The organism is Comamonas sp. DB36, assembly GCF_057914905.1.
This window is the reverse complement of sequence record NZ_CP196631.1, coordinates 2,931,317-2,953,507: the sequence shown is the minus strand read 5'-3', so window position 1 is coordinate 2,953,507 and position 22,191 is coordinate 2,931,317. Positions and strand designations below refer to the sequence as shown.

At 64.6% G+C, this 22,191-nt stretch carries 20 protein-coding genes; 15 read left to right on the top strand and 5 right to left on the bottom strand.

Annotated features, from left to right (window positions below; translation table 11 throughout):
• The first annotated feature begins 8 nt into the window (after positions 1-8).
• The 4 genes from ACSVDO_RS13730 (at position 9) to ACSVDO_RS13715 (ending at position 4,778) form a co-directional block, all read left to right on the top strand.
• Positions 9-1,040 (top strand): microcin C ABC transporter permease YejB, encoded by a 1,032-nt coding sequence (locus ACSVDO_RS13730; protein WP_489592793.1) that lies wholly within the window; start codon positions 9-11, stop codon positions 1,038-1,040.
• Entirely contained in the window at positions 1,006-2,106 is a 1,101-nt protein-coding gene (locus tag ACSVDO_RS13725; protein ID WP_489592791.1) for an ABC transporter permease, read from the top strand. Before ACSVDO_RS13730 ends, ACSVDO_RS13725 begins: the two co-directional genes overlap by 35 nt.
• A 5-nt stretch (positions 2,107-2,111) precedes the next feature.
• Positions 2,112-3,728 carry an ABC transporter ATP-binding protein gene (locus ACSVDO_RS13720; RefSeq protein ID WP_489592789.1) on the top strand — a complete coding sequence of 539 codons (1,617 nt, stop codon included), beginning with the start codon at positions 2,112-2,114 and terminating at the stop codon, positions 3,726-3,728.
• A 162-nt stretch (positions 3,729-3,890) separates the two neighbouring features.
• On the top strand, positions 3,891-4,778 hold the full coding sequence (locus ACSVDO_RS13715) for an alpha/beta fold hydrolase (protein WP_489596406.1): 888 nt from the start codon (positions 3,891-3,893) through the stop codon (positions 4,776-4,778).
• 13 nt (positions 4,779-4,791) lie between these two features.
• On the opposite strand, the gene ACSVDO_RS13710 is transcribed toward ACSVDO_RS13715, so the two are convergent.
• Together ACSVDO_RS13710 and ACSVDO_RS13705 are read right to left on the bottom strand one after the other, a co-directional pair.
• On the bottom strand, positions 4,792-5,439 hold the full coding sequence (locus ACSVDO_RS13710; protein WP_332538191.1) for a lipocalin family protein: 648 nt from the start codon (positions 5,437-5,439) through the stop codon (positions 4,792-4,794).
• A 203-nt stretch (positions 5,440-5,642) separates the two neighbouring features.
• Positions 5,643-7,436: an ABC transporter ATP-binding protein gene (locus ACSVDO_RS13705; RefSeq protein ID WP_489592787.1), complete on the bottom strand. Its 1,794-nt coding sequence runs from the start codon at positions 7,434-7,436 to the stop codon at positions 5,643-5,645.
• Between the two features lie 179 nt (positions 7,437-7,615).
• On the opposite strand from ACSVDO_RS13705, the gene ACSVDO_RS13700 reads away from it, so the two are divergent.
• Complete coding sequence (locus ACSVDO_RS13700; protein WP_332538189.1) at positions 7,616-7,786, top strand: hypothetical protein; 171 nt, start codon at positions 7,616-7,618, stop codon at positions 7,784-7,786.
• A gap of 65 nt (positions 7,787-7,851) precedes the next feature.
• On the opposite strand, the gene ACSVDO_RS13695 is transcribed toward ACSVDO_RS13700, so the two are convergent.
• Genes ACSVDO_RS13695 through ACSVDO_RS13685 form a run of 3 tightly spaced genes read right to left on the bottom strand, consistent with a single transcriptional unit; the run spans position 7,852 to position 9,777 of the window.
• The gene (locus ACSVDO_RS13695; protein ID WP_489592785.1) at positions 7,852-8,184 is read right to left on the bottom strand and encodes a MerR family transcriptional regulator; all 333 of its coding nucleotides are present in this window, start codon (positions 8,182-8,184) and stop codon (positions 7,852-7,854) included.
• Positions 8,185-8,205: 21 nt separating this feature from the next.
• Positions 8,206-9,159: a DnaJ C-terminal domain-containing protein gene (locus ACSVDO_RS13690; RefSeq protein ID WP_489592783.1), complete on the bottom strand. Its 954-nt coding sequence runs from the start codon at positions 9,157-9,159 to the stop codon at positions 8,206-8,208.
• A 27-nt stretch (positions 9,160-9,186) separates the two neighbouring features.
• Complete coding sequence (locus ACSVDO_RS13685; RefSeq protein WP_489592781.1) at positions 9,187-9,777, bottom strand: lipocalin family protein; 591 nt, start codon at positions 9,775-9,777, stop codon at positions 9,187-9,189.
• Positions 9,778-10,115: 338 nt separating this feature from the next.
• Between ACSVDO_RS13685 and ACSVDO_RS13680 the strand changes: the two genes are divergently transcribed.
• From ACSVDO_RS13680 to ACSVDO_RS13635, 10 genes are all read left to right on the top strand, one after another.
• The gene (locus ACSVDO_RS13680) at positions 10,116-10,778 is read left to right on the top strand and encodes a c-type cytochrome (protein WP_489592779.1); all 663 of its coding nucleotides are present in this window, start codon (positions 10,116-10,118) and stop codon (positions 10,776-10,778) included.
• A complete protein-coding gene (locus ACSVDO_RS13675; RefSeq protein WP_489592777.1) occupies positions 10,778-12,052 on the top strand; it encodes a c-type cytochrome in 1,275 nt (424 codons plus the stop codon). The genes ACSVDO_RS13680 and ACSVDO_RS13675 overlap by 1 nt, the downstream gene beginning before the upstream one ends.
• 10 nt (positions 12,053-12,062) lie before the next feature.
• The gene (locus ACSVDO_RS13670) at positions 12,063-12,428 is read left to right on the top strand and encodes a thioredoxin family protein (RefSeq protein ID WP_489592775.1); all 366 of its coding nucleotides are present in this window, start codon (positions 12,063-12,065) and stop codon (positions 12,426-12,428) included.
• 210 nt (positions 12,429-12,638) lie between these two features.
• On the top strand, positions 12,639-13,220 hold the full coding sequence (gene rimP, locus ACSVDO_RS13665) for a ribosome maturation factor RimP (protein ID WP_332538179.1): 582 nt from the start codon (positions 12,639-12,641) through the stop codon (positions 13,218-13,220).
• 121 nt (positions 13,221-13,341) lie between these two features.
• Positions 13,342-14,826, top strand: a complete 1,485-nt coding sequence (nusA, locus tag ACSVDO_RS13660) for a transcription termination factor NusA (protein WP_332538177.1) — start codon at positions 13,342-13,344, stop codon at positions 14,824-14,826.
• A gap of 23 nt (positions 14,827-14,849) precedes the next feature.
• Entirely contained in the window at positions 14,850-17,717 is a 2,868-nt protein-coding gene (infB, locus tag ACSVDO_RS13655; RefSeq protein WP_332538176.1) for a translation initiation factor IF-2, read from the top strand.
• A gap of 3 nt (positions 17,718-17,720) precedes the next feature.
• Positions 17,721-18,092: a 30S ribosome-binding factor RbfA gene (gene rbfA, locus ACSVDO_RS13650; protein ID WP_332538175.1), complete on the top strand. Its 372-nt coding sequence runs from the start codon at positions 17,721-17,723 to the stop codon at positions 18,090-18,092.
• 2 nt (positions 18,093-18,094) lie between these two features.
• Positions 18,095-19,087, top strand: a complete 993-nt coding sequence (truB, locus tag ACSVDO_RS13645; protein ID WP_489592772.1) for a tRNA pseudouridine(55) synthase TruB — start codon at positions 18,095-18,097, stop codon at positions 19,085-19,087.
• A complete protein-coding gene (typA, locus tag ACSVDO_RS13640; protein WP_332548021.1) occupies positions 19,084-20,904 on the top strand; it encodes a translational GTPase TypA in 1,821 nt (606 codons plus the stop codon). Before truB ends, typA begins: the two co-directional genes overlap by 4 nt.
• 167 nt (positions 20,905-21,071) lie before the next feature.
• Positions 21,072-22,166: an enoyl-CoA hydratase/isomerase family protein gene (locus ACSVDO_RS13635; RefSeq protein WP_489592769.1), complete on the top strand. Its 1,095-nt coding sequence runs from the start codon at positions 21,072-21,074 to the stop codon at positions 22,164-22,166.
• The last annotated feature ends 25 nt before the right edge of the window (positions 22,167-22,191 follow it).

The following is a 22,191-nucleotide window of genomic DNA, read 5'->3' as shown; positions in this document are numbered from 1 at the left end:
GGCCGACCATGTTCGTCTATATCCTCAAGCGGCTGCTGCTGATGGTGCCCACGCTGCTGGGCGTGCTGCTGCTGACCTTTGTCGTGATCCAGTTCGTTCCCGGCGGGCCGGTGGAGCAGTATCTGGCCGAAGCCAAGGCCGGAGTGGGCGGGGCGACGGGCGGGGGCGGCGGCATGAACTACCGCGGCGCCCAGGGCGTGGACCCGCAGCGCCTAGAACAGATCAAGGCGCTCTACGGCTTCGACAAGCCTGCGCATGAGCGCTTCTTCCAGATGCTGGGCCAGTTCGCGCGCTTCGATCTGGGGCGCAGCTTTTTCCACAACAAGGCGGTCTGGGATCTGGTGGTGGAGAAGCTGCCGGTGTCCATCAGCCTGGGCCTGTGGACCTTCCTGATCAGCTATCTCGTCGCCGTGCCGCTGGGCGTGGCCAAGGCGGTGCGCGCGGGCTCGCGCTTCGATCTCGTGACCACGCTGCTGATTCTCGTGGGCTATGCGATTCCGGGCTTTGTGCTGGGCGTGGCGCTGCTGGTGATCTTCGGCGGCCAGCTGCAGTGGTTTCCGCTGCGCGGCCTGACTTCGGCCAACTGGGAGCAGCTGGGCTGGGGCGCGCGCATCGTCGACTACCTGTGGCACATCGCGCTGCCGGTCACGGCCATGGTCGCTGGCAGCTTCGCCGTCACCGCCATGCTGACCAAGAACGCCTTCCTCGAGGAAATCCGAAAGCAGTATGTGCTGACCGCGCGCGCCAAGGGCCTGAGCGAGCGCCAGGTGCTGTGGAAGCATGTGTTCCGCAACGCGCTGATTCCCATCATCACCGGCTTTCCCGCGGCCTTCATCGGCGCATTCTTCGCGGGCTCGCTGCTGATAGAAACCCTGTTCTCGCTCGACGGCCTGGGGCTGCTGAGCTATGAAAGCGTGATCCGGCGCGACTATCCGGTCGTGCTTGGAACCCTGTATCTGTTCACGCTGATCGGCCTGGTGACCAAGCTGATCAGCGACCTTTGCTATGTCTGGGTGGATCCACGTGTCAAGTTCGACTGATTCCACATCTGCTGCGCCTTCGCTGCGCCCTTCGCTGTCGCCCGCGCGCCGCGCCTGGCAGCGTTTCGAGCGCAACCGCCTGGGCTACTGGAGCCTGATCGTCTTCTGCGCGATGGTGCTGCTGAGCCTGGGCGCCGAGCTGCTGAGCAACGACCGACCCATCGTCGTGCATTACCAGGGCCAGACCTATTGGCCGCTGTGGAACGACTACCCCGAGACCACGTTTGGCGGCGATTTCGAGACCACGACCGACTACCTCGATCCGTTCATCGCCCAGCAGCTGGCCGCGCCCGGCAACTGGGCGGTCTACACGCCCAACCGTTACGGCCCGCAGTCGATCAACTATTTCGCGGCGCTGCCCAACCCCTCGCCGCCGAGCGCGGCCAACTGGCTGGGCACGGACGACCGCGGGCGCGACCTGCTCGCGCAGCTGATCTACGGCTTTCGCGTGAGCGTGCTGTTCGCGCTGGCGCTGACCGTGACCGGTGTGCTGCTGGGCGTCATCACGGGAGCGATCCAGGGCTTTTTCGGCGGCCGGACCGACCTCGCGTTCCAGCGCTTCATCGAGATCTGGGGCTCCATGCCCGAGCTCTACCTGCTGATCATCTTCAGCGCGCTGTTCGCGCCCAGCATCGCCTTGCTGCTGGTGCTGCTGAGCCTGTTCGGCTGGATGGGGCTGTCCGACTACGTGCGCGCCGAGTTCCTGCGCAACCGCCAGCTCGACTATGTGAAGGCCGCGCGCGCTTTGGGCGTGGGCAATGCGCAGATCATCTGGCGCCACATCCTGCCCAACAGTCTCACGCCCGTGGTCACCTTCCTGCCGTTTCGCATGAGCGCCGCGATTCTCGCGCTGACATCGCTAGACTTCCTGGGCCTGGGCGTGCCGCCCGGCACCCCCAGCCTGGGCGAGCTGCTGAGCCAGGGCAAGAACAGCATCGATGCCTGGTGGATTTCGCTGGGCACGTTTGCCGTGCTGGTGAGCACCTTGCTGCTGCTGACTTTCATGGGCGACGCGCTGCGCGATGCGCTCGATCCGCGCAAGGCCCAGGTATCGGAAAAAGCATGACGCAAATGAACCCATCCTCCACGCCACTGCTCGACGTGCGCGACCTGCAGGTGCGCTTTGGCGACAAGCAGGTGGTGCATGGCGTGAACTTCCAGCTGCATGCGGGTGAAAAGCTGGCGCTGGTCGGCGAATCGGGTTCGGGCAAGACCGTGACCGCGCTGTCGCTGCTGCGCCTGGCAGGCGAGGCGCGCATCAGCGGCCAGGTGCTGTTTGACGGCCGCGATCTGCTGGCGCTGTCCGAGCGCGAAATGCGCGGCGTGCGCGGCGGCGACGTGGCGATGATCTTCCAGGAGCCGATGACGGCGCTGAACCCGCTGATGACGGTCGGCGATCAGGTCGCTGAAGTGCTGCAGCTCAAGCAGTCGCTGTCGCTCGCCCAGGCCGGCAAGCAGGCCGTCGAATTGCTTGCCACCACGGGCATTCCGGAGCCCGAGCGGCGCGCGCGTTCGTTTGCCCATCAGCTCAGCGGCGGCCAGCGCCAGCGCGCGATGATTGCCATGGCGCTGGCGTCCGCGCCCAAGCTGCTGCTGGCCGACGAGCCGACGACGGCGCTCGATGTCACGCTGCGCGTGCAGATCCTGGAGCTGCTCGGCGAGCTGCAGCGCCAGACCGGCATGGCGCTGCTGCTGATCACCCATGACCTGAATCTGGTGCGCCGCTTTGCCGACCGCGCCGCAGTCATGGAGCGCGGACTGCTGGTCGAACAGGGTCCGGTGCACGAAGTTTTCGCCCACCCCCAGCATGCCTATACGCGGCGCCTGATCGGCAGCGTGCCGCAGCGCGACGTGGTGGAGTTGCCGCCGCGCGCAGACAAGGTGCTGGTCGAGACACAGCAGCTGCAGGTGCGCTACGCGACGCCGCTGCCCGGGCTGCGCGGCTGGTTCCGCAAGGGCGAGTTTGTTGCCGTCAAGGGCGTTGACCTGCGCCTGCTGCCGCACCACACGCTGGGCATCGTGGGCGAATCGGGCTCGGGCAAGTCAACGCTGGCCCAGGCCATTTTGGGCCTGCTGCCGTCCGACGGGCAACTGCGCATCAATGGCCAGGCCTGGCATCTGCCGGCCACGCGCAACAGTCCGGCCAACCAGGCGCTGCGCCGCAGCGTGCAGGTGGTGTTCCAGGACCCGTTCTCGTCGCTGTCGCCGCGCCTCACGGTGGAGGAGATCGTCGGCGAAGGGCTGCGCGTGCACGCGGCCACCGGCGTGGCAGTCGATCGTCGCCAGCGTGTGGAGCAGGCCCTGGCCGACGTCGGCCTGACCGAGCTGCAGTACCCGGGGCTGATGCAGCGCTATCCGCATGAGTTTTCCGGCGGCCAGCGCCAGCGCCTGGCGATCGCGCGCGCACTGATAGTGCAGCCGCAGCTGCTGGTGCTCGACGAGCCGACCAGCGCGCTCGACGTGACGGTGCAGCAGCAGGTGCTGGCGCTGCTGCAGCGGCTGCAGAAGGAGCGCGGCCTGAGCTATCTGCTGATCACCCACGACGTCGAAGTGATACGCGCCATGGCCCACGATGTGATGGTCATGAAGGACGGCGAAGTGCTCGAGGCCGGGCCCGTATCCCAGGTGCTCGATGCACCGCGCCACCCCTATACCCAGCGCCTCGTGGCCGCGGCGACGCTTTCCTAGGCCATGCTGTTCAATTCATGAATTGAATGAACTAGTGAAGTAAATCGCAAGCCATCAATAGAAAATTGTTTCTCCCTATCATGGGGCGCATATTTGCCACCAGGAGAACCAATGACCGTCGCCCAAGCCGAACTTGCCGTAGAGACCGAGGCCGCGGCCTTGATGGCGGGCCTGGCCCCACAGCAGGTGCTGGTCGACGAAGGCGTGCAGCTGCACGCCTGGGTCGGCGGCCAGGGGCCGGCGCTGCTGCTGGTGCACGGCCATCCGCAGACGGGGGTGATCTGGCACCGGCTGGTGCCCGAGCTGTCGCGGCATTTCACGCTGGTCGTTCCCGACCTGCGCGGCTACGGCGATTCGTCCAAGCCGCGCGGCGCTGCCGACCATGCAAACTACAGCAAGCGCCGCATGGCGCGCGATCTGCTGGTGCTGATGCAGCAGCTGGGCCATGGCCGCTTCAGCGTGCTGGCCCACGACCGCGGCGCGCGCGTCGCCCACAGGCTCGCCATGGACCATGGGCCGGCCGTCGAGCGGCTGGTGCTGCTCGACATCGCGCCCACGCTGGCCATGTATGAGCAGACCAACGAGGATTTCGCGCGCGCCTACTGGCACTGGTTCTTTCTGATCCAGCCCGCACCATTGCCCGAACGCCTGATCGAGGCCGATGCCGCGGCCTATGTGCGTGATGTGATGGGCGGGCGCAGCGCGGGGCTGGCGCCGTTTGATGCGAGAGCGCTGGGCGAATACATGCGCTGCCTGGCGCTGCCGGGCGCGGCGCATGGCGTGTGCGAGGATTACCGCGCAGCGGCGGGCATAGACCTGGTGCACGAGCGCGAAGACCGGCAAACGGGACTGCGCCTGAGCGTGCCGCTGCTGGTGCTGTGGGGAGAGCAGGGCGTGGTGCACCGCTGCTTCGAACCTCTGAAGGAATGGCAGAAAATCGCCGACGACGTGCGTGGCTGGCCTCTGCCTTGCGGCCACTACATTGCGGAAGAAGCGCCGCAGGCGCTGCTGGACGCCGCGCTGCCTTTTCTGCAAGGGCGCGGCGCCTGAGGCTGAATGGCGCTCAGCTGCCTGTAGGGTTGGCACCGTCCTGCATCACCCACAGGATGCGGTCCAGATCGACGCCGATCTGCTGGGCCTGGGCCAGCAGATGCTGGCGCACGCCGGTCGGCAGCACGGGCGTGCGCGAGAGAATCCAGAAGTCGTCGAGGCTGGAGCCTATGACCATGGCCCAGCGGTATTGCTCATCGAGCGCGACCACGTTGTAGCCGCCGTAGAAAGGCCCGAAGAACGAGACTTTGAGCGCGGCTTCGTCCGAGCTGCCGACAAACTGCGCCTTGCCGCGTGCTTCCTGCCAGCGGTTGCGGCGCGGATCGAAACCGCGGTTCACCACCTGCACGCTGCCGTTGGGTGCAAGGCTGTATTCGGCGCGCGTGCGCACCAGGCCTTTCTCGAAACGCTGGTCTATGCGCGCCACTTCATACCAGCGGCCCAGATAGCGCGAGATGTCGAAGTTGCCCACGGGCTGCACCGACGCCGGCCGTGCGGGGCTGCGCAAGGCCATCCAGGCCAGATAGGCAATCGCACCGGCGCTCACCGCCACTGCGACCGCGGAGCCGGTGCGCCTGGCCGATGCGGGCAGGCGGGCATGGTCCAGGCGACTGCGCAGGTCATCGAAGGAGGGCAGTTGGCGAGGGGTGTGACGGGACATAGAACTCCTTGGACGGTGTTGACAATCAACGCCTGCGCGCGGCGGTGGGGCCGTTAACAGGTCGTCAGCACTTTTATGGTGAGGGCGCTGCGCCCATTACCAACAATCTACCGCGCGCCGCGTGCGCCGCGTGTAGGTGTTTGCTGGCATGCTGCGGTCAGCGAAGGACGACGTTTGCGCGCGCTGCGGTCGTGCAGGCCGCGTCATTCGTCGCCGGCGGGCGCTTGCGGGGCGATCGCGCCCAGCGGCCGGCCCGCGGGGCGTTCGCCGATCTGCTGGCGCCACATCGCGTAGTACAGGCCCTTGCGCTCGAGCAGCTCGGCATGGCTGCCGGCTTCGACCACGCGTCCGCGCTCGAGCACCATGATGGTCTGGGCATGCAGGATGGTCGACAGGCGGTGGGCGATCAGCAGCGTGATGCGGTTGGACTGCTGCGACACCCGGCGCACCGTCGCGGTGATCTGCTCCTCGGTCAGCGAATCCAGCGCCGACGTGGCTTCGTCGAAGATCAGCAGCCGCGGATCGCGCACCAGCGCGCGCGCGATCGACAGCCGCTGCTTCTCGCCGCCGGACAGCCGCACGCCCGACTCGCCTATCGGCGTGTCCAGGCCCAGCGGCGAACGCTCGAGCAGATGCAGGCACGAGGCCTGCTCGAGCGCCGTGAGGATGTCTGCGTCGGTCGCATCGGGTTTGACGAACAGCATGTTCTCGCGCAGCGTGCCGGCGAACAGATGGGTCTCCTGGGTCACGAAGCCGATCTGGCGGCGCACTTCGTTGTAGCGCAGCTGCTGCGTCGCTATGCCGTTGAAGGCAATGGTGCCGGCCTGGGGCGTGTAGAGGCCTACGAGCAGCTTGACCAGCGTCGACTTGCCAGAGCCCGAAGGACCGACAAAGGCAATGGTGTCGCCCAGCTTGGCCGAGAACGACACGCCGTCGAGCGCCTTGTCGCTGGCACCCTGGTGCTGGAATTCGACTTGGTCGAAGCTCAGGTCCTGCACCAGGCCCACGCGCTGCGGGTTGGCGGGGCGCTTTTCCACGGGCTTCTTCATCAGCGTGTCGAAGTTCAGCAGCGAGGCTTCGGCTTCGCGCCAGGCGACGATGATGTTGCCCAGCTCCTGCAGCGGCGCGAAGATCGCCACCGAGATGAACTGCATGGCGATCAGCTCGCCGGTGCTCAGCACATCGCGAAATATCAGCCACAGCAGCGCAAACAGTATGCCCAGCTTCAGCAGGCTCAGCGTCGAGCCCTGCAGGAACGACAGCAGGCGTATGCGCTTGACCTTGAGCATCTCGAGCGCAAAGATCTTCTCGGTCTGGGCCTGCAGGCGGCGCACTTCGGGGAAAGTGAGCCCCAGGCTCTTGATCAGTTCGATGTTGCGCAGCGACTCGGTGATGAAGCCCGAGTTGCGGTTGGTCTCGCGCACGATGGAGCGCTGCTGGTTGCGGATTTCGCGGCTGAGCAGGCCGGTCAGGCCGCCGAGCACCAGCACGCCGATCAGGAACACCGGCACCAGCGCCCAATGCCGCGTGACCGAGTACCAGACCAGAAAGCTGATGCCGACGACGGCGGCGAACACGGTATTGATGAAGGTGTTGATGAAGCGCTCGCTGTCGGCGCGCGCCTTTTGCAGCAGCGACAAGGTCTCGCCGGTGCGCATCTCGGCGAACTCCTGGTATTTGAGCCGCATCACCTGGCGCAGGCCGTCGTTGAACAGCTGCGTGCCCAGCTTTTGCACCACCAGCCGGGTCACATACTCCTGCAGCGCCTTGGCCAGGCGCGAACCTATGGCCACGACCACGGCCAGGCCCAGCAGGCGCAGCACGCCGGAAATCAGCTCGGCATCGGTCTTGTCGCCGGGATGGACGGCGTAGCCATCGATGATCTTGCCGAAAATGATAGGGTCCACGAGCGCCAGCACCTGGCTGATCGCGGCCAGCAGCAGCGCCAGCCAGGCGAGCCGGGCGTGGGGCTTCAGGTAGGTCCAGAGTATGTGCATAGCCGACTCTTATCCGCTGTCCTGTGGGACTGCGCTGTCGGACAGCAGCCCGTTGCATGCATGCAAAGCCGGCTTTCGCAGCGATAACGCGCGTCGGCATATGACTTTGCCGTGCAGGCAGGGCCCAGGCTGTGGCTTAATAGCGGCTTCAAATCGCTTTTTTCATTGAAGGATGTCCCATGGGCAACAAGATCGTTACCGAAGCCGACCGCAAGTTCACGCCCCAGCCTCCCCTGCCCAACGGTTATAGCCTGCCCACGGCTGGCCGCGGTCAGCGCGTGAGCAAGGAACGTGGCGTCGCTACGCGCTCGAAGAAGAACCCCGGCAAGCGCGTGCACCAAGGCGGCTGAGCTGCGGCTTCGCTTCCCTGAAAAAAAGCCCTTTCGAGGGCTTTTTTGCTTTTTGGCGTGCAGTTTCAGCGCCGCTCTTGCCCGCGTTCATGCAGCAGCCTGCGCAGCGTCTGCACTTCTTCCATCAGATCGGCCGCGAGTGCCGCGAGCTGTGGATCGGCATCGTATGCCGTTTCAAGATGCGCGATGCGCCGGGCGCGCAGCAGCGTGCGGCTGCTGAAGCGCCATTCGCTGTCGCCCTGGCCACTGTCGCCATCGATGTGCAGCACTTCTTCCTGCACGCGCTGCACCACCCAGCCCGTGGGCTGGGCGCAGGCGTGGGCCAGTTGCGCAATATCGAGCGCTGCCGTGTCCAGCACTTCGCAGGGCGTGCAGAAAGGGGAGGGAGCGGCGGTCATGGCATTTTCCTCATGGCAGGTTCAGGCATTGCGCGCGTTGAAGTGCGGGAAGGCCTGCGAGAACGCTTCGTAGGCCTTGCGGCTGGCTTCGTCATTGGCCGGCGGCAGCGCGATATCGAGCAGCAAATACATGTCTCCGGGCGTCTGGGCGGGCAGGCCCTTTCCGCGCAGGCGCAGCTGGCGGCCTTTTTTCCAGCCCGCGGGCACGTTGACTTCGAGCGTGCCGGCGAGCGTCGCCACTTCGATGGGGCCGCCCAGAGCCGCTTCCCAAGGCGCGATCGCCACATGCTGGTACACGTCCTTGTCCTTGGCGTACCAACGGGGGTCGGGGCGAAAACGCACCTCCAGCAGCAGATCTCCGGATGATCCCTGGCCCAGGCCCGGGCTGCCGTGGCCCGCGAGGCGTATCAGCTGTCCTTCCTTGACGCCTTTCGGAATGGTGACCTTGAGCTCGCGCGTCTTTTCCACGGCGTGGCCCTGGGCATCGAGCGCGGCACTGCGCACCTGCAGCGAGCGCTCGGTGCCGCGATAGCTGTCTTCCAGGTCCAGTTCGATGACCGCATGGTGGTCGCGACCCTTGCGGTCGGGCGGCGTCTGGCCGCGCGCATGGGTCTGGCGGGCATAGGCGGTGCGGCCGAACAGTTGGTCGAAGAAGTCGCTGTAGTCCTCGCTGTCGGTGCCGCCGTTCTGATGGAACGCATGGTCCTCGTCCCAGTGGGGTGGAGGACGGAAACCGCCGTGCGCGCCAAAGTCCGGCGGCGGCTCGGCGCCGAGCTGGTCGTAGGCCGCGCGCTTTTCGGGATCGGACAGCACGGTGTTGGCTTCATTGAGCTCGGCCATGCGGCGCGCGGACTCTGGATCCTTGCTCAGGTCGGGATGGTGCTTGCGCGCCAGGCGCCGGTAGGCTTTCTTGATGTCCTGGGCGCTTGCCTTGGGATCGACACCGAGGATCTTGTAATAGTCCTTGTAATCCATTCAGGGGTTCTCCATGGCGACTGCAAGCTAGAGCAAAGGTGCACCCTGGCGTTCCTGTGGAACCCAGAGCAGCTGTTCGGTGTTGACGCCCGCGAGGCGCGCCTGGTGCAGCACATTGGCCCGGTCTGCGGGGCGCAGCACGGGCGTGCGCGACAGCACCCACACGCGTTCGGCGCTGGTGCCCAGAACGAGGGCCCAGCGGTAGTCGGCATCGAGCGCAACTACATGGTAGTCGCTGGTGACCGTGCCATGGGACGAAATTTTCAGCGCGCCTTCGTGTGCCGCGCCCGCGGGCAGGGCCAGGCTTTCGCGCTTGGTCCATTGCCTGCGCTCGGGATCGAGGCCGCGCTGCACCATGGACAGCGAGCCGTCGGCGTTGCTGCGGTAATAGACGCCGGTCTGTATCAATCGCTGTTCCGCCGGATGGTCCATGCGCGCGAGCACGAACCAGGGTCCCGCGTAACGTTGGGCGTCGAAATTCTGGATCACCGCGATATCGCGCGGCACGGGGTGCGTATGGGCGCTGAGCCCGCAGGCGAACACCAGGCCGCACAGCAGCATTGCCAGCAACCAGTAGCGCGGCGGATCGCCGGTTTGGAGAAAGCCTGCAGCGAACATGAGCGACTCCCTGAAGGCCGCCACAGCCCGGCTGCGGATGCCCATGGTTGAAGGACTGGAACCAATGTAGCAGAGCCCTCGTCGTCGCATGTAGGTCGACGCTGGCACGGATTGTCGGTTGAGTAGGGGCTAGGCGCGTGCCTCTGGTTGTCCCTCTAGCCCGTGCCTAAGCGAAGCCGTAGATTCGGAAGTCTCTAAGCATGACAGGCGAGCGATTCATGGCAGGTTTGAAATGGGGGAGGGCAAATGCAGGGCGCAGCGGTTCTGCCCGTCACGCGCTTCTTGCCGCGGTGCTGCTGGGAACACTCTCTCTAGGCGCTCGGGCCCAGGAAAATGCCATGGAAAACACGCCCGTCGATTCCATGGCCTGGCGTGTCAAGGCCTGCAGTGCCTGCCATGGCGACCAGGGCCGGGCCAGTCCCGAAGGCTATTTCCCGCGGCTTGCGGGCAAGCCTGCCGATTACCTGTTCCGGCAGATGCTCAATTTTCGCGATGGCCGGCGCAGCCACACGCAGATGGCCTATCTGCTGGCGCCGCTGACCGATGACTATCTGCGCGAGATGGCCGAACACTTTGCACGCCGCGAAGTGCCGTATCCCGCGCCGCTGCGGCCGCAGGCCGCGCCGGCGGTGCTGGCCCAGGGCCAGGCGCTGGTCATGCAGGGCGATGCGGCGCGCGGCCTGCCCGCCTGTGTGGCCTGCCACGGCGCGGTGATGACAGGGGCGCTGCCCGCCGTGCCCGGCCTGCTGGGCCTGTCGCGTGACTATCTCAACAGCCAGCTGGGCGCCTGGCGCACCGGCGCGCGCCACGCCCAGGCCCCCGATTGCATGGCCGCGATCGCGCGCAAGCTGTCGGTGCAGGAAGTGGGGGCGGTGTCGGCCTGGCTGGCCGCCCAGCCCGTGCCCCAGGGTGGCAAGCCGCTCGCGCAGCTGCCCGGTCCAGCGCCCATGGCCTGCGCCGGCATGCAGGCCGAACATGCCGCACACCAGGAGGGCAAGTGATGCGCAAATCATTGATGCGATGGCTGCTGGCCCTGGGCGGGCTGCTGCTGGCGGGCCTGGCCCTTTTGGCCTGGCTCAATCTGCGCGGCGAAGCCGCGGGTGCGCAATTGTTCCGTGAACCGGGAGCGGCCATCGCGCCGGCTTCGCCCGCCCTGATTGAAAAAGGCGCCTATTTGGCGCGCGCGGGCAATTGCATGGCCTGCCATACCGCGCAGGGCGGCGCGGAGTATGCGGGCGGACGCGCGATAGAGACGCCGTTTGGCGTGATCCATGCGCCCAACCTCACGCCCGATCCCGAGACCGGCCTGGGCCGCTGGACGCCCGATGCGTTCTGGCGCGCGCTGCACCATGGGCGTTCACAGGACGGCCGTCTGCTGTACCCGGCCTTTCCCTATCCCCAGTACACGCGCGTCGTGCGCGAGGATGCCGACGCGCTGTTCGCCTATCTGCAAAGCCTGGCGCCGGTGCATGCGCCGGCCAAGGCGCATGCGCTCACGTTTCCGTTCAACACCCAGGCGGCGCTGGCTGTCTGGCGTGCCTTGTATTTCCGCGCCGAAGCGTGGCAGCCCGCGGCCGATGCGCCGGCCGAATGGAACCGCGGCGCCTACCTGGTGCAGGGGCTGGGGCATTGCGCCGCCTGCCATTCGGCGCGCAACAGTTGGGGGACCTCGGTGGAGGAAGGCCTGATGCGCGGGGGCATGATGGCGCTGCAGGACTGGTATGCGCCGGCGCTGGGCGGTGCGCTGGGACCACGCGAGGATCTGGTGCGGTTGTTGAAGACCGGGGTCTCTCCTTCCGCCTCGGCCAGCGGACCCATGGCCGAAGTGGTGTTTCGCAGCACCCAGTATCTGACGACCACCGACCTGCAGGCCATGGCCACGTATCTGCAGACGCTGCCCGCGCCCCAGGCACCGGCCACGCCGGTGGCCACGGCCAACGATGCCTTGCTCGGCGCCAAGGTCTATACCCAGCACTGCGCTCAATGCCATGGCGAGCAGGGCGAAGGCCGGCCCGGGGCATTCGGCGCGCTGGCCGGCAATCGTGCGGTGAATCTTGCGGACGGCAGCAACGTGGTGCGCATGGTGCTGCAGGGCGGCTACCCGCCGGCCACGGCCGGCAATCCGCGCCCGCATGGAATGCCCCCGTTTTCCCATCAACTGAGTGACGCGCAGATAGCCGCCGTGTCGTCCTATGTCCGACAATCGTGGGGCAACATGGCGCCAGCGGTTGGTACCATCGAGGTTTACCGGGCACGCGAGAAAAAGCGGCCTTGAAGGAGTGGGAATGGAGAGTGAGCGGCCCCCGGCGGGCAAGCAATGGCTGGTGGTCTGCCTGTGCGCGCAATGGTGCGGTGTCTGCAAGGACTACCGCCAGGGTTTCGAAGACCTCGCGGCAAGTCACCCCGAGGCACGTTTCGTGTGGCTCGACATCGAGGACCGTGAAGATGTCGCCGGCGATCTCGATATAGAAACTTTTCCCAGCCTCTTGATTTCCGACGCGCAGCACGCACGTTTTCTGGGACCGCTGCTGCCGCAGTTGCCGGTGCTGACCCGACTTCTGGTATCGTTGCAGCGCACCGGGCCGGCGCCCGTGGCAGTATCCGCGCAGGCGCAGGCCTTGCGCGATCGCATTCTTGCGGCGGGCCTGTGAGCTGCCGCCAGCGGTTGCCCGCACAGCGTTTGGGTGCCGTTTGCGAGCCCTGACAATGGTTTGCGGGTACAATATAGGACTCACGACCAAACGGGCGGGTACATACCGCCCGTTTTTTTTGGTCGGTTGCATTTGGAGCTCGAAGCTGTCGGATGGGTTTTCCGGGGGTTATCGGGTTTTTTGTATTTGCAGAGATGGAATTGAATACACGTGGCACTACAGCAAATCGTTGAACAAACAGTCGCAGGCCTGGGTTATGACTTGGTGGAGATCGAGCGCTCCGCAGGAGGACTGCTGCGCGTCACCATCGATTTGCCCTGGCAGGCTCCCACGCCGGAAACGCAGGCATTGCCGGAGCAGTACATCACGGTCGAAGACTGTGAGAAGGTTACGCGCCAGCTGCAGTTTGCGCTCGAGGTCGATGGTGCGGAATACACGCGTCTGGAAGTCTCGTCGCCTGGCATCGACCGGCCTTTGCGCCACGAGCAGGACTTTGTTCGCTTTGAAGGCGAAGTGATCGACTTGACGCTCAAGGAGCCGATCGGCACCGCGGCGGCAGGGCAGGTCAGCGCCAATCGCAAGAAATTCCGGGGCACGCTCGAACGCAGCGAGACCGGTGGCTGGCAAATCGTCTGGAGCGATGAGCCGGCAGTCAAGCCAGGTCAGCGCGTGAGCAAGAAGCGTGTGCCCGCGCCGTTGCAGGCTTTGGGATTCGCACTCGATGAGCTGCGCGAGGCACGCCTGGCGCCGCTGGTGGATTTCAAGGGCAGGGCCGGTAAAGCCGCTTCCTGAGCGGTGCCACTGCAGGTCAAATAGTACGGGGCTCAAAGCGGCTAACACAACCCGGCAAATCGTGGATTTGCGGTTGAGACTAGGTGCCCCCTCGGAGTGAATGAAATAGGAGAGTCATCGCATGAATCGCGAATTGTTGATGTTGGTAGAGGCCATTTCGCGCGAGAAGAACGTCGAGCGCGATGTGGTCTTTGGTGCCGTGGAATTGGCTCTGGCCCAGGCCACGAAGAAGCTGTACCAGGGCGAAGTGGATATCCGCGTGGCCATCGACCGTGATAGCGGTGATTACGACACCTTCCGTCGCTGGTTGGTCGTGCCTGATGACGCCGGCCTGCAGAACCCCGAAGCCGAAGAAATGCTCATGGACGCGCAAGACCGCGTTCCGGACATCGAAGTCGGCGAGCACATCGAAGAAGAAGTCGAGTCGGTGCCTATCGGCCGTATCGGCGCCATGGCCGCCAAGCAGGTGATCCTGCAGAAGATCCGTGACGCCGAGCGCGAAATGCTGCTCAACGACTTCATGGCGCGCGGTGAAAAGATCTTCACCGGCACCGTCAAGCGCATGGACAAGGGCGACATCATCGTCGAAGGCGGACGCGTCGAAGGACGCCTGCGCCGCAGCGAAATGATTCCCAAGGAAAACCTGCGCAACGGCGACCGCGTGCGCGCCATGATCATGGAAGTCGACCTGACGCTGCGCGGCGCTCCCATCATCCTGTCGCGTTCGGCGCCCGAATTCATGGTGGAACTGTTCCGCAATGAAGTGCCCGAAATCGAACAGGGTCTGCTGGAAATCAAGAGTTGCGCACGCGATCCCGGCAGCCGTGCGAAAATCGCCGTGATCTCGCATGACAAGCGCGTGGACCCCATCGGGACCTGCGTCGGTGTGCGCGGCACGCGCGTCAACGCCGTGACCAACGAGTTGGCCGGCGAGCGCGTCGACATCGTGCTGTGGTCGGAAGACCCGGCGCAGTTCGTGATCGGTGCGCTGGCCCCGGCGAACGTGTCGTCCATCGTGGTCGACGAAGAAAAACATGCCATGGACGTGGTGGTTGACGAGGAAAACCTCGCCATCGCCATCGGCCGCGGCGGCCAGAACGTACGTCTGGCTTCCGACCTCACCGGTTGGAAAATCAACATCATGGACGCAGCCGAGTCTGCGCAAAAACAGGCCGACGAGACGGATACCGCTCGCCGCCTGTTCATGGAAAATCTGGATGTCGACGAGGAAATCGCCGACATCCTGATCGAAGAAGGTTTCGCCAGCCTGGAAGAAGTGGCCTATGTGCCGCTGCAGGAAATGCTGGAAATCGAGAGCTTCGACGAAGACACCGTGAACGAGCTGCGGGCGCGAGCCAAGGACGCTCTGCTCACGATGGAAATCGCACGCGAGGAAAATGTCGACACGGTTTCGCAGGATCTGCGCGACCTCGAGGGGTTGACGCCTGAGCTGGTGGCCAAGCTGGCCGACGGTGGCGTGCATACGCGGGATGACTTGGCCGATTTGGCCATTGACGAACTGACCGAACTGACCGGGCAGTCTGCCGACGAAGCGAAAGCTTTGATCATGAAGGCACGTGAACATTGGTTCACCGGGCAAGAGTAAGGTCAGGGAGGAACGAACCGAATATGTCGAGTAACACTGTTGCTGAGTTTGCTGCTGAACTCAAAAAAACACCCGAAACCTTGTTGCAACAACTGAGCTTTGCTGGTGTTGCCAAGGCCTCGGCTTCCGATGCGTTGACCGAGTCCGATAAACAGAAATTGCTCTCGCACCTGCAAGCCAGTCATGGCACAGGCGGAGCTGACCGCAAGAAAATCACATTGACGAAAAAGTCGACGAGCGAAATCAAGCAGGCTGATGCCACTGGCCGGGCCCGCACCATTCAAGTGGAAGTGCGTAAGAAGCGCACCTTCATCAAGCGTGACGAAAGCGGCGAAGCCGGTTCCGAAGGCGAAGCACAGGTCAGCGAAGAGCAGGCCGGCACTGAACGCGAATCCGATGAATTGGTGCGGCGGGAAGAGGCAGCTCGCCATCAGGTGGAGCTGATCAGCCAGCAGGAGGAAGAACTGGTGGAAAAACGCCGTGAGCGCGAAGAGCGCGAACGCCGGGAGCGTGAAGCCGAGGAGCGGGCCGTAGCCTACGCTGCTCAGGAAGCCGCAAAGATTGCCCAGGCGACTGCGCAGAAGGCCGAGGCCTCGCGCGAATACAAGGCCGAAACGGCTGCCCGCAATGCAGCCCAGACCGCTGCACGCGAAAAGGCCGAGGAAGAGTCGCGCTCGCGCGCTGCTGAAGAAGCAGCCCGGGCGAAGGACCTCGACGAACGCCGCCGCAAGGCCCAGGCCGAAGCCGAAGCGATTCGCGCCATGATGGCAGCGCCCAAGCGCGTGCTCGTCGCGAAGAAGCCCGAAGAGCCGGTCAAGCCGGCCGTCGTGGCCAAGCCCGCGGGCGACGCCAAGAAGGGTACGCTGCACAAGCCTGCCACGGGTTCGACCACGGCCCGCACGGGCGGCCCAGCCGCGCCTGCGGCCGGCGCCGGCAAGGAAGTCAAGTCCGCCAAGCTGTCTTCCAGCTGGGCTGGCGACGGCAAGAAGAAGGAAATCAAGACCCGCGGCGACAGCGGCCCCAGCCGCAGCGGCGGTGGCGGCAGCAACTGGCGCGGCGGTCCGCGCGGCGGCAGCCGTCGTGGCGGCGGCAACGATCGCAACGATCACCACCAGCAAGCGCAGGCGGAGTTCCGGGCGATCGAAGTGCACGTGCCTGAAACCATCACGGTTTCCGAACTCGCGCACAAGATGTCGGTCAAGGCGTCCGAACTGATCAAGATCCTGATGAAGATGGGCCAGATGGTCACCATCAATCAGCCTCTGGACCAGGACACCGCGATGATCGTGGTCGAAGAAATGGGCCACACCGCCAAGGTCGCGGCCCTGGACGATCCCGAAGCCTTCACGTTCGAGGAAACCTCGCAACAGGAAGCCGAAGCCCTGCCGCGCGCTCCTGTGGTGACGGTGATGGGTCACGTCGATCACGGCAAGACCTCGCTGCTCGACTACATCCGTCGCTCCAAGGTGGCTGGCGGCGAAGCCGGCGGCATTACCCAGCACATCGGTGCCTACCATGTGAAGACCGAACGCGGCATGGTGTCGTTCCTCGACACCCCGGGTCACGAGGCCTTCACGGCCATGCGTGCCCGCGGTGCCCAGGCAACCGACATCGTGATTCTGGTGGTTGCAGCCGATGACGGCGTGATGCCCCAGACCAAGGAAGCCATCAAGCACGCCAAGGCGGCTGGTGTTCCCATCGTCGTGGCCATCACCAAGGCCGACAAGCCCGATGCCAACTTCGAGCGCGTCAAGCAAGAGCTGGTGGTGCAGGAAGTCGTGCCTGAAGAGTACGGCGGCGAGTCGCCTTTCGTGCCAGTGTCTTCCAAGACCGGCATGGGCATAGACGAACTGCTCGAACAGGTGCTGTTGCAGGCCGAAGTGCTGGAGCTGCGCGCTCCGGTCGACGCCGCCGCCAAGGGCCTGGTCATCGAAGCCCAGCTCGACAAGGGCCGCGGTCCTGTCGCGACGGTGCTGATACAGTCCGGTACCCTCAAGGTGGGTGACGTGGTGCTGGCCGGCCAGACCTATGGCCGCGTGCGCGCCATGGTCGACGAAAACGGCAAGGCCACCAAGACCGCTGGTCCTTCGATTCCGGTCGAAATCCAGGGTCTGTCGGATGTGCCCGCGGCCGGCGACGAATTCATGGTGCTGACCGACGAACGTCGTGCCCGTGAAATCGCCACCTACCGTGCCGGCAAGTTCCGCCACACCAAGCTGGCCAAGCAACAAGCCGCCAAGCTGGAAAACATGTTTGCCGAAATGACGGCGGGCGATCTGCAGACCCTGCCCATCATCATCAAGGCCGACGTGCAGGGTTCGCAAGAAGCCCTGGGCCAGTCGCTGCTCAAGCTGTCGACCGAAGAAGTGCGCGTGCAGCTGGTGTATGCCGGCGTGGGCGGCATCAGCGAGTCCGACATCAACCTGGCGATTGCCTCCAAGGCCATCGTCATCGGCTTCAACGTGCGCGCCGATGCGAATGCACGCAAGGCCGCCGAGAACAACGACGTCGAGATCCGTTACTACAACATCATTTATGACGCTGTGGACGAACTCAAGGCGGCAATGTCCGGCATGCTGGCTCCCGAGCAGCGCGAAGAGATCATCGGTATGGCCGAGATCCGCACCGTGTTCGTGGCGACGAAGATTGGCACGATTGCCGGTTCGTACATCACCTCCGGCCAGGTCACCCGCAATGCTCGCTTCCGCCTGCTGCGCGAAAACGTGGTGATCTACACCGGCGAGATCGAATCGATCAAGCGTCTCAAGGACGACGTCAAGGAAGTCAAGGAAGGCTTCGAGTGCGGTATCAAGCTCAAGAACTACAACGACATCAAGGAAGGTGACGTGCTGGAAGTCTTTGAGATCAAGGAAATCGCACGGACGCTGTAATCCATGGCTGCCAAGAAACGCGCTGCGCCGAATCGCAGCTTCAAAGTCTCCGACCAGATCCAGCGTGATCTGTCGGAGCTGATCGCCCGGGAGTTGAAGGACCCGCGCGTGGGCATGGTGACCCTGCAAGGGGTGGAGGTGACTCCGGACTATGCACACGCCAAGGTGTTCTTCAGCATCCTCACGGGGGATCCCGACCAGACGCTCGAAGGTCTGAACCAGGCTGCGGGCTTTCTGCGCAGCGGCCTGTTCAAGCGCCTGCACATCCACACCGTGCCCACGCTGCACTTCGTCTACGACCGTACGACGGAGCGCGCTTCGGACATGAATGCCTTGATCGCCAAGGCGGTTTCTTCGCGCGCGAAAGAAGACTGAGCATGAACGCGCCTCGCACACGGGTGCAGCGGCGCCCTGTGCATGGGGTGTTGCTGCTCGACAAACCGCTGGGGTTTTCCAGCAATGACGCTTTGCAGAAGGTGAAGTGGTTGTTGCGCGCGGAAAAAGCCGGTCATACCGGCACCCTGGATCCCTTGGCCAGCGGCGTTCTGCCGCTGTGCTTTGGTGCCGCCACCAAGTTCAGCCAGCTGCAGCTTGAAGCGGCCAAGACCTATATTGCCATTGCCCGCCTGGGCACGACCACGACGACCGCGGACGCGGAAGGCGAGATCGTGTGCGAGCGGCCCGTGGATCTCGCGGCGATCACGCCCGAACGACTGCAGGCCGTGGCCAGGCAGTTTTCCGGGCCGATTTCGCAGGTGCCGCCCATGCACAGTGCCCTCAAGAAGGACGGCAAGGCGCTCTACGAATACGCCCGCGAAGGCATCGAGATCGAGCGCCCTGCGCGCGCGGTCACGATCCATGCGCTTGACGTGAGTCTGTGCGAAGACGCTGACGGCTTTGCGGCCGTCAAGCTGGTCGTGACCTGCAGCAAGGGCACCTATATCCGCACCCTGGGTGAGGATGTGGGCGAAGCGCTGGGCTGTGGTGCGCACCTCAGGTTCCTGCGCCGCACCGACACGGGCGGATTGGGGCTTGAAGGCTGCGTCACGCTCGAAGCGCTCGAAGCCATGGACGAGGAACAGCGCCTGTTGCACCTGCAGCCACCGCAAATGTTGCTGCATGAACACACGCCTGTCACGCTGAACGAGTACGATGCCGGACGTTTTCTGTCGGGCATGCGCCGACGGGGCGACTGGCCGGATGCCTCGGCAGTGGCCGTTTATGGAACAGAGCCTCACGCTTTATTGGGAGTAGGCCATGTGCTGGCCGGGGAGCTGATCCCCGACCGCCTGCTGAGCCCCTTGGAAATTCAACAAATTTTGGAAGGCACGCCGCGCCCAACAGACCGCGGCATTTTGGAAACTTTATGAGTACACAAATCCGCAACATCGCGATCATTGCGCACGTTGACCACGGTAAAACCACCATGGTCGATCAGCTTCTGCGCCAGTCCGGCACTTTTGCCGAGCATGAAAAGGTGGTCGACACCGTCATGGACAACAATGCCATCGAGCGCGAGCGCGGCATTACCATTCTGGCCAAGAACTGTGCCGTCAGCTGGGAAGGCACCCACATCAACATTCTCGACACGCCCGGTCACGCCGACTTCGGCGGTGAAGTCGAGCGCGCGCTGTCGATGGTCGACGGCGTGGTGCTGCTGATCGACGCGCAAGAGGGCCCCATGCCCCAGACGCGTTTCGTGACGAAGAAGGCCCTGGCCCTGGGCCTGCGCCCCATCGTCGTGGTCAACAAGGTGGACAAGCCCGGTGCGCGTCCCGACTACGTGGTCAACGCCGCTTTCGACCTGTTCGACAAGCTCGGCGCCACCGATGAACAGCTGGACTTTCCCGTCGTCTACGCTTCGGGCATCAACGGCTGGTCGTCGACCGAAGAAGGCGCTCCCGGCGAACAGTGGGGCACCGACATGTCGGCCCTGTTCAACACCATTCTGAACCACGTGCCTTCGATCCAGGGCGACGCAGCGGCTCCCCTGCAGATGCAGGTGTCGGCACTCGACTACTCCACGTTCGTGGGCCGTATCGGTGTGGCGCGCATCTCCCAGGGCACCGTCAAGGCAGGCCAGGAAGTGATGATCATGGCCGGCCCCGAAGGCAAGGCCTACAAGGGTCGTATCAACCAGATCCAGAAGTTCCAGGGTATCGATCGCGTGCAAGTCACCGAAGCCGGCCCCAGCGAAATCGTGCTGGTCAACGGTATCGAAAACCTGGGCATCGGCGAGACCATCACCGATCCGCTCGATCCCCAGCCCATGCCCATGCTCAAGATCGATGAACCGACCTTGACCATGAACTTCTGCGTGAACAACTCGCCGCTGGCGGGTCGTGAAGGCAAGTTCGTGACCAGCCGCCAGATCTGGGACCGCCTGCAAAAGGAACTGCGTTCGAACGTGGCCCTGCGCGTCAAGGAAACCGACGAAGACGGCATTTTCGAAGTGTCGGGCCGCGGTGAACTGCACCTGACCATTCTGCTGGAAGAAATGCGCCGCGAAGGCTACGAGCTGGCTGTGTCCAAGCCCCGCGTCGTGTTCCGCGACATCAACGGTGAAAAGAACGAGCCTATCGAGCTGGTCACCGCCGACGTCGAAGAAACCCACCAAGGCGGCGTGATGCAAGCCCTGGGCGAGCGCAAGGGCGAGCTGGTCAACATGGAGTCCGACGGCCGTGGCCGTGTTCGCCTCGAGTACCGCATTCCCGCGCGTGGCCTGATCGGCTTCACCAACGAATTCCTGAACCTGACACGTGGTTCGGGCCTGATCGCCAACATCTTCGACAGCTACGAACCCCACAAGGGTGACATCGGTGGCCGCAAGAACGGTGTGCTGATCTCCATGGACGACGGTGAAATCTTCACCTACGCCCTGGGCAAGCTCGACGACCGCGGCCGCATGTTCGTCAAGGCGAACGATCCCGTGTACGAAGGCATGATCATCGGCATCCACAGCCGTGACAACGATCTGGTCGTGAACGCCACGCGTACCAAGCAGTTGACCAACTTCCGTGTCTCCGGCAAGGAAGACGCGATCAAGATCACGCCCCCGATCGACCTGTCGCTGGAATACGCGGTGGAATTCATCGAGGACGACGAGCTGGTTGAAATCACCCCCAAGAGCGTGCGCGTGCGCAAGCGCTTCTTGAAGGAAAGCGATCGCAAGCGTGCTGGACGCTGAGATCGTTGAAGAACGCCTGCCCTGCATTGCGTTCGCCAAAAAAAGCCGCCTTGTGCGGCTTTTTTTGCGTCTGCGACACGGGCAGGCGGCGAGGCTCGGTTAAGGTTCACGGTTGGCGCGCGGCCGCGTGGCTGCGCTGAATCACAGGTAGACCAGAGGAACACAATATGACGGAGACAACGGCGCCAGTCCTGACCGAAGTGCGCGGCCGCATCGGCTGCATCACGCTCAACCGTGCGCGCGCGCTCAATGCGCTGTCGCTGGAGATGGTGCGTGAATTGATGGCCGCGCTGCTGCAGTGGCAGGACGACCCGCAGGTGCTGGCGGTCGCGCTGCGCGGCAGCAACAAGGAAGGCGTGTTTGGCGCGCTGTGCGCGGGCGGCGATATCCGCTTCCTGCACCAGGCCGGCAGCACGGGCAACCCGCAGCTCGAGGATTTCTTCACCGAGGAATATGCGCTCAACCACCTGATCCACCATTACCCCAAGCCCTACATCGCTTTCATGGACGGCATCGTCATGGGCGGCGGCATGGGCATCAGCCAGGGCGCGAGCGCGCGCATCGTGACCGAGCGCACCAAGATGGCCATGCCCGAGACGGCGATCGGCCTGTTCCCGGATGTCGGTGGCGGCTACTTCCTCAGCCGCTGCCCGGGCCGCGCGGGTGAATGGCTGGGCCTCACTGGAGAGACCATTGCTGCGGGCGATGCGATCGCGCTGGGCCTGGCCGATGGCCTGGTGCCCTCAGCGCAGCTGCCTGAACTGTGGGAGGCCCTGGCCACGCGTGATTTCGCCGACGGCGCTGCGGTGCAGCAGTGGATCGATGCGCAACTGGGCACGGCGCCCACGCATTTCGCGCACCGCCAAGCCGAGATCGACCAGTACTTCGCCCTGCCCACGGTCGCGGCCATCGTCGCCGCGCTGGAGGAGGGCGGCAGCGAATGGGCCCAGGCCACGGCCGCGCTGCTGCGCAAGCGCTCGCCGCTGATGCTGCATGTGGTGCTCGAACAGGTGCGCCGCGCGCGCGCCATGGGCCTGGCCGACGACCTGCGCATGGAGCGCGACATGGTGCGCCACTGCTTCTACCTGCGCCCAGGCCGCAGCGAAACCCTCGAAGGCATTCGCGCGCTGGCCGTCGACAAGGACCATGCGCCGCGCTGGAATCCCGCGCGCATCGAGGACGTGCAGCAGGCCGACTGGCAGGCATTCTTCGCCAGCCCCTGGCCGGCGCATTCGCATCCGCTGGCGGGGCTGGCGGACTGACGGGCCAGAGTGAGCGGTGCGTCGG